Source organism: Deltaproteobacteria bacterium HGW-Deltaproteobacteria-6 (assembly GCA_002840435.1).
In the GTDB taxonomy this organism is placed as follows: Bacteria; Desulfobacterota; Syntrophia; order Syntrophales; family Smithellaceae; genus UBA8904.
In genome coordinates, this window is sequence record PHAT01000007.1 from 77,328 (window position 1) to 90,969 (window position 13,642).

Annotated in this window: 13 protein-coding genes; 8 read left to right on the top strand and 5 right to left on the bottom strand. The window is 49.1% G+C overall.

Annotation, left to right across the window (positions count from 1 at the left end):
- Positions 1 to 97: 97 nt before the first annotated feature.
- The 8 genes from CVU71_15865 (at position 98) to CVU71_15900 (ending at position 8,622) form a co-directional block, all read left to right on the top strand.
- A complete protein-coding gene (locus CVU71_15865; protein ID PKN17543.1) occupies positions 98 to 526 on the top strand; it encodes a 50S ribosomal protein L13 in 429 nt (142 codons plus the stop codon).
- Between the two features lie 45 nt (positions 527 to 571).
- Positions 572 to 964, top strand: a complete 393-nt coding sequence (locus CVU71_15870) for a 30S ribosomal protein S9 (protein ID PKN17544.1) — start codon at positions 572 to 574, stop codon at positions 962 to 964.
- A gap of 46 nt (positions 965 to 1,010) precedes the next feature.
- On the top strand, positions 1,011 to 2,051 hold the full coding sequence (locus tag CVU71_15875) for an N-acetyl-gamma-glutamyl-phosphate reductase (protein PKN17545.1): 1,041 nt from the start codon (positions 1,011 to 1,013) through the stop codon (positions 2,049 to 2,051).
- 15 nt (positions 2,052 to 2,066) lie between these two features.
- Complete coding sequence (locus CVU71_15880; protein ID PKN17546.1) at positions 2,067 to 3,539, top strand: cysteine--tRNA ligase; 1,473 nt, start codon at positions 2,067 to 2,069, stop codon at positions 3,537 to 3,539.
- Between the two features lie 166 nt (positions 3,540 to 3,705).
- The gene (locus tag CVU71_15885) at positions 3,706 to 5,025 is read left to right on the top strand and encodes a peptidase S41 (protein ID PKN17547.1); all 1,320 of its coding nucleotides are present in this window, start codon (positions 3,706 to 3,708) and stop codon (positions 5,023 to 5,025) included.
- A gap of 39 nt (positions 5,026 to 5,064) precedes the next feature.
- Positions 5,065 to 6,045, top strand: a complete 981-nt coding sequence (locus CVU71_15890; GenBank protein ID PKN17548.1) for a hypothetical protein — start codon at positions 5,065 to 5,067, stop codon at positions 6,043 to 6,045.
- A gap of 47 nt (positions 6,046 to 6,092) precedes the next feature.
- Entirely contained in the window at positions 6,093 to 7,796 is a 1,704-nt protein-coding gene (locus tag CVU71_15895; protein PKN17549.1) for a hypothetical protein, read from the top strand.
- Positions 7,797 to 7,842: 46 nt separating this feature from the next.
- On the top strand, positions 7,843 to 8,622 hold the full coding sequence (locus CVU71_15900) for a hypothetical protein (GenBank protein ID PKN17550.1): 780 nt from the start codon (positions 7,843 to 7,845) through the stop codon (positions 8,620 to 8,622).
- 92 nt (positions 8,623 to 8,714) lie between these two features.
- Here CVU71_15900 and CVU71_15905 read toward each other — a convergent pair whose 3' ends face one another.
- The 5 genes from CVU71_15905 to tolB form a co-directional block, all read right to left on the bottom strand.
- Positions 8,715 to 9,485, bottom strand: a complete 771-nt coding sequence (locus CVU71_15905; GenBank protein PKN17551.1) for a short chain dehydrogenase — start codon at positions 9,483 to 9,485, stop codon at positions 8,715 to 8,717.
- Positions 9,486 to 9,504: 19 nt separating this feature from the next.
- A complete protein-coding gene (locus tag CVU71_15910) occupies positions 9,505 to 10,260 on the bottom strand; it encodes a short chain dehydrogenase (protein ID PKN17599.1) in 756 nt (251 codons plus the stop codon).
- 387 nt (positions 10,261 to 10,647) lie between these two features.
- Positions 10,648 to 11,475 carry a tol-pal system protein YbgF gene (ygbF, locus tag CVU71_15915; protein PKN17552.1) on the bottom strand — a complete coding sequence of 276 codons (828 nt, stop codon included), beginning with the start codon at positions 11,473 to 11,475 and terminating at the stop codon, positions 10,648 to 10,650.
- 25 nt (positions 11,476 to 11,500) lie between these two features.
- Entirely contained in the window at positions 11,501 to 12,088 is a 588-nt protein-coding gene (gene pal, locus CVU71_15920) for a peptidoglycan-associated lipoprotein (protein ID PKN17553.1), read from the bottom strand.
- Positions 12,089 to 12,321: 233 nt separating this feature from the next.
- Complete coding sequence (gene tolB / locus CVU71_15925; GenBank protein ID PKN17554.1) at positions 12,322 to 13,641, bottom strand: Tol-Pal system beta propeller repeat protein TolB; 1,320 nt, start codon at positions 13,639 to 13,641, stop codon at positions 12,322 to 12,324.
- Position 13,642: the final 1 nt, after the last annotated feature.

Consider the following 13,642-nt stretch of genomic DNA (forward strand, 5'->3'; position numbering starts at 1 on the left):
TTGGAAATTATACGGTGCTTCAAATATTTTTCTTGACAAACAGACGGGAATTGCATAGCTTGCATCTTTAAATTTTTAACTAAAGTGGCGGTTTACTATGAAAACATTTTCAGCGAAGGCGGAAGAGACAAAACAGGACTGGTATGTTGTTGATGCGTCCGGTAAAGTATTGGGAAGGCTGGCTAGCGAGATCGCCCTGCGCCTTCGGGGCAAGCATAAAGCTATTTACACGCCGCATGTCGATACCGGCGATTTTATCGTGGTTTTGAATGCCGAAAAGATTACCCTGACCGGCAAAAAGCTCACCGATAAGATTTATTACTCTTATTCCGGATATCCGGGAGGATTGAGGGAAACGGCTGCAGGAAAAATGCTGGCGGAAAAGCCGGAAAATTTAATTCGCATTGCTGTGGCCGGAATGTTGCCGAAGAATAATCTCGGCAGAAAAATGCTTAAAAAGCTGAAGGTATACAGTGGGAATGCGCATCCACATGAGGCCCAGTGTCCCCAGACCCTGGCGGTCTGATTTGCCTCTGGTAATTATTGATTATAAATTTATTTGGGAGAAGTCATGACTGTACAACGTTACTATGCAACCGGTAAGAGAAAGAGCGCTATTGCCCGCGTCTATATGAAGTCAGGCAGCGGTAATATCGTGGTAAACAAAAGAAACTATGAAGAGTATTTTACCCGTCCCAGCCTGAAAATGATCATCCGGCAGCCTATGGAAATAACCGGTAAAAAAGACCAGTTTGATCTGTATGTGAATGTCAGCGGCGGCGGTGTTGCCGGCCAGGCCGGCGCGGTCAAACATGGAATCTCCAAAGCGCTTCTGGAATATGACGCAGAGTTGCGCCCCATACTGAAAAAGGCAGGCTTTCTAACACGTGACGCCCGTGTCGTTGAAAGAAAGAAATATGGACAACCGGGAGCCCGTAAGAAATTCCAATTCTCCAAACGTTAATCATCCAAGGGGGGCTTCAGGCCTCCCTTTTTTTTGGAGTTTTTCTATGAAAATTAAAGCAGCAATATTCGGAGCCAGCGGTTATACGGGACAGGAGCTCATCAGGATTTTATCCGGGCATCCGCAGGTGGAACTGGTGGCCGTTACGTCCAGGCGCTATGCCGGTGTCCCTGTGGCGGACGTGTTTCCGTCGCTTTTCGGTTTAACGTCGCTGACCTATTCAGACGGCACGCCCCTGGAGATAGCCAAACTCTGCGATGCGGTTTTTCTGGCTCTTCCCCATGGCGTCTCCATGGACATTGCTCCCGTCTTTATTCAGGCGGGCAGGAAGGTGATCGACCTTTCCGCCGACTATCGCCTGCGGGATCTGGCCACATATGAAAAATGGTATGCCAAACATCAGAGCGCCGATCTTTTCGGACAGGCAGTCTACGGGCTTCCTGAACTCTACCGGCAGGACATCAAAAAATCGCAGTTGGTGGCCAACCCTGGCTGTTATCCAACCAGCATTATTCTGGGCTTGATGCCCGCGTTGAAAGACAGGCTTTTGGACGTTTCTACGATCATTGCCGATTCTGCCTCCGGCGTGAGCGGTGCAGGCCGTGACCCCCAGGTGGGATCGCTGTTTTGCGAAGTGGATGGCGGATTTAAGGCTTACAAAGTGGGCAAACACCGGCATACGCCGGAAATTGAGCAGGAACTGAATGTGCTGGCCGGTGAAAAATTTGCCATTTCCTTCACCCCGCATTTATTGCCCGTGAAAAGAGGCATCTTAAGCACGATTTACGCGACGCTGAAGAGGGACATGGCTCTCAAGGATATCCATGCTCTCTATTCCTCGTTTTACGAAACGGAAAAGTTTGTGCGGATATGTCCTGTCGGGACATATCCTAATATATCTTCCGTTTGCGGTTCGAATTACTGTGATATCGGCCTGGTTCACGATCCGCGAACCAACCGGGTGATTATTATTTCCGCTATTGACAATTTGATTAAGGGAGCCGCGGGACAGGCGGTGCAGAACATGAATCTGGTCTGTTCTCTGGCTGAAGAAAGCGGTTTGCAGACTGCCCCGCTTTATCCCTGATGAAAGTAAAATAAAATGCCTCAAAAAATATTTAATACGAGAACAAGACAGAAAGAAACGCTGCAACTGATCAGAGAAGGCGCCGTCGGCATGTATGTTTGCGGTATTACGGCATACGATGTCTGCCATGTCGGTCACGCCCGCGCCGCGGTGGTTTTTGATGTGGTCTTCCGGCATCTGAAAGCGCGCGGCTATGATGTGACCTATGTCAAAAACTTTACCGATATCGACGATAAGATCATCGATCGGGCGAACAAAGAAGGCGTCGGCATCGATCAAATAGCCGAACGGTACATCAAACTGCATGACGAAGATATGGCCGCTCTCAATGTTCTGACGCCTACCATGACGCCGAGAGCCACCGGGCACATGGAGGATATGATTGCGCTGATTGCCAGGCTTGAAGAAAAAGGCATTGCGTATTGCGTGGACGGCGACGTGTTTTTTTCGGTAGCCAAATTCTCTGCATACGGCGGATTATCGGGACGCAAACTCGATGAAATGGTCGCCGGCGCCCGCGTGGACGTCAATGACAAGAAAAGAAACCCGCTGGATTTTGTGCTGTGGAAAAAGAGCAAGGAAGGCGAGCCTTGCTGGGAAAGTCCCTGGGGAGAAGGCAGACCGGGCTGGCATATTGAGTGTTCGGCCATGAGCCGGCGTTATCTGGGCGAAACGTTTGATATTCACGGGGGCGGGGAGGATCTGATTTTTCCGCATCATGAAAACGAAATCGCTCAATCTCAGGCGGCAACGGGCAAGCCCCTGGCCAATTACTGGATGCACAATGGCTTTGTTAAAATCAACGCGGAGAAAATGTCCAAATCACTGGGCAATATCTTCCCGATCCGGGACATCATCAAACTATACCATCCGGAAGCTCTGCGCCTGTTCATGCTCCAGAGTCATTACCGGAGCCCGGTAGACTATTCGGATACCTCCCTTAAGGAAGCCAGAACGGCCCTTATTCGCTGCTATACCGCCCTGCAATTGATGAAAGAAACACGGGCGGGGGCAGTGCCGCAAGCCCAGGAAAAGCTCCAGCCTGCCGGGCAGGAGTACATCCATAAATTAAATGAATTAAAAAATAAATTTGATGCCGCCCTCGACGATGATTTTAATACGGCGCAGGCTCTGGGTTATGTTTTCGACGCCGCCCGGTTGATCAATAATGTCACAACCGCCGAAAAGAAAATGCCCGTACCGGCCAAACAGATGATCCTGGATGCAGCGGCGGGCGTCTTTACGCATTTTGGCGATGTGCTGGGTGTCTTTCAATCCGATCCGGATCTATTCTTCCAGACCGACCGCGGCATTGAAGTCGCCAAGCGCGGCCTGGATGTTTCCAAAATAGCAGACCTGATTATGGAGCGGCAAAAAGCCCGTGAGGAAAAAGATTGGAGCCGGGCCGACGATATTCGCAAGGAGCTGGCCCTGCAGAATATTACCTTGAAGGATTCGGCAGGCGGGACAACCTGGTCGATCGAGTAGTCGCCGGATTCGCCGGCCCTCACCCGTCCGGTTCATAAAAATGTTTTTTAATATTTCTTTCCTGTTCACCGAAATATATGGAAAGTAATGATCGTAATAGTATATACTTCCTTCCATTAATGCCATGTCCTTATAGAAAATTATTTTGTTTACAGTGAGGCAGACCATGAAAAACATATCCGGTAAATGGCCAGTATTTGTCATCATCATTCTTGGACTTTTTGTCATTTTTGGGCCGTATTCCGACAGCAAGGTTGCCGCGCGGAACAAAAATATCTACAAAGAGATTAAAACATTCAACGAAGTCTTGGATATGGTGCAGAAAAACTACGTGGATGAAGTGGAGCCCACTGTCCTGATTCAGGGCGCGATCAACGGAATGATCAAATCTCTCGACCCGCACAGTGCCTATATGACCGCTGAAGTTTATAAAGAACTGGAAGTGGAAACACAGGGGCGTTTTGGCGGGATCGGCATTGAAATAACAATCTCAAAAGATGTGTTGACCGTTGTATCACCCATTGAAGATACCCCTGCCTACAAAGCCGGCGTAAAATCCGGCGATCAGATTATTAAGATTGACGGCAAATCCACCAAAGACATTACCATTATAGAAGCCGTAAAAAAACTGCGCGGCCCCAAGGACACCAAAGTTACCATTACGATCCTGAGGGAAAACATGGACAAGCCCAGGGATATCGTTCTAACCCGCGCCACCATCCAGATCAAAAGCGTGAAGGCAAAAATATTCGATGAGCATATTGGCTATATTCGCATCGCGTCATTCCATGAAAGGACCTCGGCCGACCTGAAGAAAGCCCTGGCGGAAGTGAGCGAAAAAGCAAAACCGATGAAGGGGCTGGTGCTGGATTTGAGAAATGATCCGGGTGGTCTTCTGAACCAGGCCATTGAGGTGTCCGACATGTTTTTAAAATCAGGGATCATTGTATCCACACGCGGACGGACAAAAAATATGGAAACCAAAACAATGGCACGGGACAATGGCGGCAAGGAAGTCACCGTTCCGGTGGTTGTTCTGGTGAACGAAGGGACGGCGAGCGCAGCGGAAATTGTGGCGGGTGCGCTGCAGGATAACGGCCGGGCGCTGATTGTAGGGACGCAGACCTTCGGTAAGGCATCCGTGCAGACGGTGATTCCTCTGGAAGGCGGTTCCGCGCTGAAATTAACGACCGCGCGGTATTACACGCCCAAAGGCAGATCCATTCAGGCAGAGGGGATTAAACCGGACATTATCGTTAAATTGATGAAGCCTTCCGAGGAGCCGGAGAATGGTCTGATGGAAAGACTTCGGGAAAAAGATCTCAAGGGCCACATCAAGCCGGCCAAAGAGGACGGCACGCAGCTCGATGAAAATAAAACCGAGGATTTGAAAGAGACCGCCGATCTGGCTAAAGATAATCAACTCAAGACGGCCGTCGATATCTTAAAAAGCTGGCAGATCATGAAATATAATCTGGGGAACTGATGCCGTTTATCCAGGAAAACGGATATTGCCGGCTATGCTATGAAAAAGAAAAATAAAAATTATTTGACAGCTGTTTTAATCGCGCTGATCGTCTTGTCTGTTGCCGCAATTATTTACGTTATTTTGTTTCACCGTGAAGAAGCGGTTGTGGTCCAGGCACCGCACATCCAGAAGAAGCAAATGGAAGAGCCTGCGGCTGGCATAAAAGGAAAGCCGCAACCGCAGGCGAAAGCGTTACAGAAAAAAGCTTCCGGCATCGCTCAGCCTTCCGCCGGGAACATTCCGGGAAGAGAACCGGCCGTTATTGCCAAAACCGTTCCGCCCCGATTGCCCGGAAGAGAAGTGGCCATCATTATTGATGATATCGGCTACGACATGAAGGCGGTGCGCGACCTGCTGCGCATTGATGCGGATATCACCTTCGCCATTTTGCCGCTGCTCAGTCATTCGCGTGAAGCGGCGGAAATGCTGCACAAAGCCAATCGCGAAACTTTGCTGCATCTGCCCATGGAGCCGCTCTCCTATCCGAAGGATAAACCGGGCAACGGCGCTCTTTTTACGGATATGAATGAATCGGAAATTATTTTCCAGTTGGAAAAAAATCTGGCTTCAGTTCCGTATGCCACAGGCGTTAATAACCACATGGGTTCGAAATTCATGGCGGATGAGACGAAACTGATGCCGGTTTTCAGGCAATTGAAAAAAAAGGATTTGTTTTTTATCGATTCGCGCACCACTCCTTCTTCAAAAACTACTTTGGTTGCCGGGAGAGTTCATTTAACCACCGCCTCACGCCGGGTCTTTCTGGATAATGAACGCGACTATGATAAAATCTACCGGATTATGATGGAGGTAGCCGAGGCGCCTGCCGGCAAGTCGCCGGTGATTTTAATCGGTCATCCCTATCCCGAAACGATTCGGGCCGTCAGAGACGCCAGCAAGGTTTTCCGGGAAAAAGGCATTTCGATTGTTCCGGCATCGAAATTGGTGAAGAAGAAAACAGCAGAGGGCGCATCCTGACCGGGGATCTCCTTCCGGGATGTAAGAATTGAGGGCAATCGTACCCCATGAAAAAAATAATTAAATTCACCGTCTGCGGATTTCTTCTCCCCGTTATTCTTGCCGGCTGCTCTTTCTTATCAGCCGTTCGGCCGTCATCCCATCCGTATGTTCCGGAACAGTATTCCGGCGAGGCCGCCTACCACTATTCGCTGGCCGTTTTGGCGCAGCTGGATGGCAACCTTGCAGAGGCAATCGATCAACTCAAACAGGCCCTCGTCATTCATCCTGGCTCACCTTATCTCACGACTGAGCTGGTTTCACTGTATGTTGAAAATGATAATGTTGATCTTGCCTTGTCTCTGGGGGAGTCGGCTCTGGCGAAAAATCCCGGCAATGTCGAACTGCGCTCCATTCTGGGCGGTTTGTATTTTAACCGGCGGGAATACAATAAAGCGATTCGGGAATATCAGACCATTATTGAGATTGATCCGGAGCATCAGGTTGCTTATTTGTATCTGGCGACCATCTATGCCCAGGAAAAAGAGTATGATGCAGCCCGGAAAACTTTTCAAAAATTACTGGAAATAGATCCTGATAATATTATCGGCATGTATTACTACGCGAAAACGCTGACCCAGATGAACCAACTGGCGGAAGCGGAGGCTCTCTATCAAAAGATTATTGTGCAGAGACCGGCGTTTGAAGCGGCCTGGCTGGGGCTTGCCGCGTTCTATGAAAGTCAACAAAAATATGACGGGGCGGTAGGTGTTTATCGCCGCTATCTGGAGATGAACCCTGCCCGCATCGGTTTCCGCGTGAAGATTGCGGAACTGCTGATTAAAGCGAACAAACAGGAAGAAGCCCAAAAAGAATTTCAAGACGTTCTAAAGGTAGATCCCGCCAATCGGGAAGTCCGCACGGCGCTGGGGCTTTTATACTTCGACATGCGCCGGTTTGATGCGGCGATTGTCCAATTTTCTTCGCTGCTGGAAGAGACGCCCGGTGACGATAAATTGCGTTATCTTTTTGCCAGCACGCTGGAGCAAAAAGGGAACTGGAATGAGGCGCTGATCGCTTATCAGAAAATATCTCCCGAGTTTGAATTATATGCCAATGCCCAAATCCATGCGGCGATGATTCTCAAGAAAGAAGGCAGACTTGATGATGCCATCCGCGTCATGGGTCAGGCCATTTCAAAGAAAAATGATCAGGCTGTTTTGTATCTCTATTTGTCATCATTGCATGAAGATAAAAAGGATATGGCCACGGCGGAAAAAACGATCCGGGAAGGCCTCGGGCGTTTTCCCCGGAATACCGATCTGTATTATGTTCTGGGTACGCTTCTGGAAAAAATGAATCGCTTTGAGGAAAGCATCAAATCCATGGAAAAGGTGTTGGAAATAGATCCACAGCACGCGGACGCGCTTAATTTTATTGGTTACAGCTATGCGGACCGGGGCATTCATCTTGAAGAGGCCGAAAAAATGATTATCCAGGCGTTAAAGATGAAACCGGACAACGGATATATTCTGGACTCGCTAGGCTGGGTGCATTTCAAAAAAAACAAGTTCGACAGTTCGCTTATGCATCTCAAACGGGCTCTGGAGCTGGTGCCGGATGATGCCAACATCACGGAACATCTGGGTGATGTCTATTTAAAGATCGGTCAGGACAAAGAGGCGCTGGAATATTACCGGAAGGCCGTGAAAATTGATCCCGGCAACAGCTCACTGAAAAAGAAACTCGATAATCTGATGAACAAAAAATAACTTTGCCAGCGTCTGAAGTTAAATATATTCGGGAAGTGTTTCTGATATGTCTGATCGATATTTTCCCTGCAAACAAATCATGATGGTTTTGCTATGGTCGGCTCTGACGTGCGCCTGCGCCGGGAATATTGTTGTAGGAACGGGCAAGCCGCCGGATTCTTTAAAGGTCATTTCCGGCATGGTTCAGGAAACGGAAAGGATCATCGCCACGGCTCAGATTGATCTGATGACGGCTCAGGGGCATTATCCGGTCAGCGCGGCATTGATTCTGCAGAAACCTTCCTACTTTCGCATGGAGATAATACCGGTGATCGGTACGCCCGATTTTTTTCTGGCGTCAACGCCTGATGATCTGAGGGTATACATTCCTTCACGGGGTGAGTTTTATTCAGGGAAACCCTCTGCCGAAAATCTGGGACGGTTCTTGTCGTGGACAATGAATGTTGAAGATATGGTCATGATTTTCTCCGGCACCTATCCTCCTTTGACCGGGGAGAACACATCATATGAGAGCTACATGGAAGGTCAGATGCTGCGCGTGGATATGAAAGCGTCCTCGGGATATTCGCAAATGATCTGGATTGCGCAAGACGGAAGAATCATAAAACTTGTCCGCAACGGTTCGGACGGCAGAGAAATTTATTCAGTGCAATATGAGGGCTATGAGCCGGGGAGTCCGTTTGCGGGAAAGATAATCGTCAAAATGGCCGATGATGTAACATCCATTTCCGTAAGATTCACAGACATAAAAAAAGAAAAAGCGACGGATTTGTCGATCTTTGAATTGCCGGCCCCGGCGGGAATTAAAACAATCAAATTGGATTAAAAGGCAGGGGCGCGACGAATTACCCCATGCGGGTTATGCATCGCACCCCTGCCGCGAAACCATATCAGGTTTTGGATTCTCAATCAGCGGCATCAGGGGCGGATGCCCTGACCGCCGCCAACCACGATGCTTTTCGCGGTGATGAAGGATGCCGCATCTGAACACAAAAACAAGACGGATCCGGCGATTTCTTCGGGTTTGCCAAAGCGTCCCAGTGGTGTCGTGTCCAGCATCGCCTTTTTCATGGCTTCTCCGCCTTCCGCTATCTGGCGTTCAACCATCGGGGTTTCGGTAATGCCGGGGCAGATGGCGTTGATGCGGATGTTTTTGCGTCCGAATTCAACAGCCGCGGCCCGGGTGAGTCCGATAACCGCATGTTTGCTGGCGGTGTAAAGAGACGTGCCTTCCTGGCCGGTCCAGCCCGCAACGGAAGAACAATTGACAATAGCGCCGCCGCCCGCATGGGTCATCATGGGGATTTCGTGTTTCATGCAGCGCCAGACGGCCTTTACGTTGATGTTCATCACGGCGTCGAATTCATCGAGGGTGTAGTTGGCGGCGCGTTTCATGGCCGGCCAGATACCCGCGTTGTTGAACGCGTAATTCAACTGTCCGTATTTTTCTCCAATGGTTGCAAACAGTCTGTCGATATCACTGCTGACCATCAGATCCGTTTTCACAAACAGGGCTTCGCCGCCCCTGCTTTTTATTTCGTTGACCACTTCGGCGCCTTCTTTTTCCCGGCGCGCGGCGATGACCACTTTGGCCCCTTCCCGGCCGAAGGCGCAAGCCGCGGCGCGGCCGATGCCGGAATTGCCGCCGGTGACCAGGGCAACTTTATCTTGAAATCTCTTCGTATTCAATGTGCGTCTCCTTTATGCATTAATAAGTGATGTATCCGCCGTCAATGGCGATTTCCTTGCCGATCATGAACGCCGCTTCATCCGTGCAAAGCCACAAAGCGGCGCCGGCAATTTCTTCCGGTTCACCAATGCGCCGCACGGCGGTCTTGCTGGCCATGACCTCTATCATTTTAGGCATGAACGGCAGCGCCTTTTCAATCATTTCGGTCATGATGGGTCCCGGGCAGATGGTGTTGATGCGGATATTGTGCCTGCAGTACTCCAATGCGGCCGTTTTAGCCATGCCCAGAGAGCCGTGTTTGGAAGCGCAGTAAGATGACAGGCCCCAATCGCCGATGACGCCGAGGATGGAGGCGGTGTTGACAATGACGCCGCCGCCCTGTTTTTTCATGATGTCGATTTCATGCTTCATGCATAGCCAGACGCCGCGCAGATTGGTCTCTATGATCCGGTCCCATTCGTCGTCTTCGTATTTGATAACGGTGGGGTTATGGGATGTGGATACACCGGCATTATTGAATGCAAAGTCCAGACGGCCGTATCTGGCCAGAATGGTTTTAAAAAGATTGTCGATATCCGCGGGATTACGAACATCCGTTTTTACAAACATGGATTCTCCGCCCTCCGCGGCGATTTGATCGACGACTTCCTGACCGCGCTCGCCACGGCGCGCCGCCATGATCACTTTAGCGCCCTCGCGGGCGAAAGCAATCGCTGTAGCTCGTCCCATACCCGCAGTCGCTCCGGTAACCAGTGCGATTTTTCCTTCAAACATTTTAATTTCCAAAATATATTTCTCCTTTCTTTTTCAACGGATTCTCCCGGCAGATCTTCGCCCTCAGGAGGGAGACGGGGAATGACGTGGAATGCCCACTCCAATGCTCAGCCTGTATTCATAAAGAATCATGGTTGTCTGTTTTTCACAGACTGATATCCTTTCCCTTTTTTATGGAAGGGACTGGATGCATCTTTAGCAATAATGTTATCGATCTGACGCGAACTTTAAATGCAGAGGATATTTTTTGTCAAGATAATTCTGTTGGGATGCCGTCTGTGTCAAACGCAATAAGGCCTTTGCGTATCGGGCGGCGGAGATGGGGAAGAAAACACGCTGACGAAAAGGGGCCCTTATGCCCGTCCCTTTGGAAGGGATCAGAGTGACCTACTTGATTTCCTGGAGTTTGGAACGGGCAATGCGTGCCTGGCTGGTATTGGGATAATCTTTAATCACCTGCTGCAGAAGCAGCTTGGCGCTTACCTTATCACCCAATTTTTGAAAGGAGATTCCCTGCTTTAAGAGGGCGTAGGGAACTTTATTGCTGCTGGGGAATTTCTTGGTAACTTTTTCATATTCCAGAATGGCTTTTTCGTAGTTCTTTTCAAAAAAATAACATTCACCGATCCAGAATTGAGCGTTATCAGAATACTCGCCTGTCGGATAAGTGGTCAGGAAGCCTTGAAAGGCCTCTCTGGCTTTTGTGTACTGTCCGTTTTTAAAGGTCTGATAGGCGGCTGCATAGGTTGCCGCTTTGCCCTGTTTTCCCGCAGCATCCTTGTTTAACGCGGCACTGTCGATGTCGCTTGATGAATCTTTTTTGCTGATTTCCAGAAAGTTTTCAATGAAATTGATTTTCAGGAGGAGGTTATCAATCTTTTGCCTGTACTCATCATCTTTTTTTGAATCGCGGGCCGTTTCCTTCTTTAATGTTTCAACCTGACCGCGCAACTGCTGGATCTGCTCGCGCATCTCCGCAAAGTCAGCGCCGGTATTGGCCTGCCCTTTGCGTATGGAAGCCAGAGCCTCGGCATTTTTGGCCTGTGCTTTTTGCAGCTCGGATACCCGGGCATCCACCCGGGCATCCGCTGCCGCAAGTTTTTCTTCCATCTGCTGGTTTACTTCCGAATGAACCGTCTTTAAATCAGAAGACGTTGCGCACGCAGTAAGTAAAAAAAACATTAACGGAAATATGAGATACAGAGAACGTCTCAATGTTTTCTCCTGTTGCAGAATATCTCTATTTTAAAAGAAACTGGGCGCGTCTGTTCTGAGCCCATGCCTTTTCATCATGTCCCGGATCCAACGGTTTTTCCTCACCGTAACTGATGGTCTCAACACGCGAAGCTTGAATGCCCAGATTTACCAGATATTGCTTGGCTGCCTGCGCGCGCCTTTCTCCCAGAGCTATATTGTACTCGGCAGTGCCTCTCTCATCGCAATAGCCCTCAACAACGATGGTGGCGGCGCTGTTCTTTGTAAACAGCTCGGCGTTGGCCTTTAATATTTCACGGGCGTCGGGGCGGATAACGGATTTGTCATAATCAAAATAGATGTTTTGTATGTTCAAGTCGGCCAGCGCTGCTGCATTCTTTGCGGCTCTGATTCTGGCGGCTTCGGCCTTTCTGGCGGCTTCTAGATCTGCGGCTTCTTTCGCCTTGCGGGCGGCTTCATCATCGACAGTCGACGGTGCCTGCGCGGCCACTGCCTTTTGCTCCTGGACGGCTTCATCTTTTACAACCGCTTTTTTTTCAGCGCAACCGCTGAACAGCGTTAAACTGAATACAAAAACCATTAATAATCCTATCAGTGTTACATGCTTCTTCATAATATTCTCCTTTCGTCATTTGAATAGTCTTGTTAAAATGTCCTAAAATTAAAACATAACATACGGGTTTACGTCAATAAAAATAACATAAAATTCAATGGAATGTGCGGTGCTTGTCAAGGGGATGCCCGGCAGCCTCGCTGCTTTTCGATATCCCTGTCAAATTTAGGACTAATCATGATGCTTTCTATACGGCAAAGGTTAAAAAATAACAACCCCAACATGAAGATTTTTTATTTAAGTCTGGGGGACCAGGATGGCATGACCAATTCTTCTTTCTGTTCTTTGAGAATGCGGATATTCAGCCCATTTGCGTTCATAATGCTGATGCGGCTTTTTGAGCCGAGCTTTGAACTGAAAACAATCTGTCTGCCGGAAGGAGACCAGGATGGATATTCATTGTCTGCATTATCAAAGGTCAGCTGAATCAGGTTATTACCTTCCTCGTCTATGGAGAAAATTTGATACTTATGGTTAATGAGGCCTTCATAAGCTATCCTGCCGCCGCGGGGCGACCAGGATGGCGACGTGTTATAACTGCCTTCATAAGTAATTCTTTTAACGTTGTTTCCATCCGCATCCATGATGAATATTTGCGGCGAACCGGACCGGTTGGACACAAAAGCAATTTTTTTCCCGTCCGGCGACCAGGCGGGAGAAACGTCGATGGAAGAACTGCTGGTTAAACGTCGCAGGGCCATCGTGTCAATGTCCAGAACGTAGATTTCTTCGTTGTCATCCTTGCTCAACGTCAGCAATAGCTTTTTGCTGTCCGGGGAGAAGGAACCGCATAAATTGAGGCCGCGGAATGAAGAAACCTTTTTTTCTTTTCCGGTCATTAAATGACGCAGGAAAACCTCCGGCCGGCCGTTTTTGTAAGATGTAAAAGCAAAATATTGACCGTCCGGCGACCAGCGCGGCGCCATGACGATGCTGTGATGACTGGTCAGAGTTTTGATGTCGGACGCATCATAGTTCATTGTGTAAATGTCGGAGCCGGTGCGTTTTTTGATTACAAAAGCAATTTTTGTGCTGAAGTCGCCTTCATCTCCGGTCAGTGCCAGCAGGATATCGGCGGTGATGCTGCGTGCCAGTGCGGGCAGGTCGCTGGTTTTACCCGTATATTTCTTACTGAAAAGCGTTTGGCCGCGCGTAATATCATACAGACGGCTTTCGGCTGTCACTTCTTTCCCATTGATGGTCATATCGCCGCGCAGCAGAAAATCCGCGCCGATCACAGACCAGTCGGAAAAGCGGATAGCTTCCGGAACCCCGGGTTCAACCCCGTCCAGAAAACTTTTCTTGTCTAACAGATTAAAGATTCCCGACAGGCCGAGGTAGTTCCTGATATGATCGGCAACGGCGATGCCGGTGTCAGGCGATTGAACGGCTTGCGGATTTTTTATTTGAAAATCGCAGACGGCAATGGGAAATTGCTGAAAGCCCGGCGCGTCGATATCGATATATACTTTGGCTATGACGGAGCCTGCGGTGCTGCCAATGAATAAAGAGACCAGAAGAACCAGGATCGATAAGCGGGATTTAATATTCATG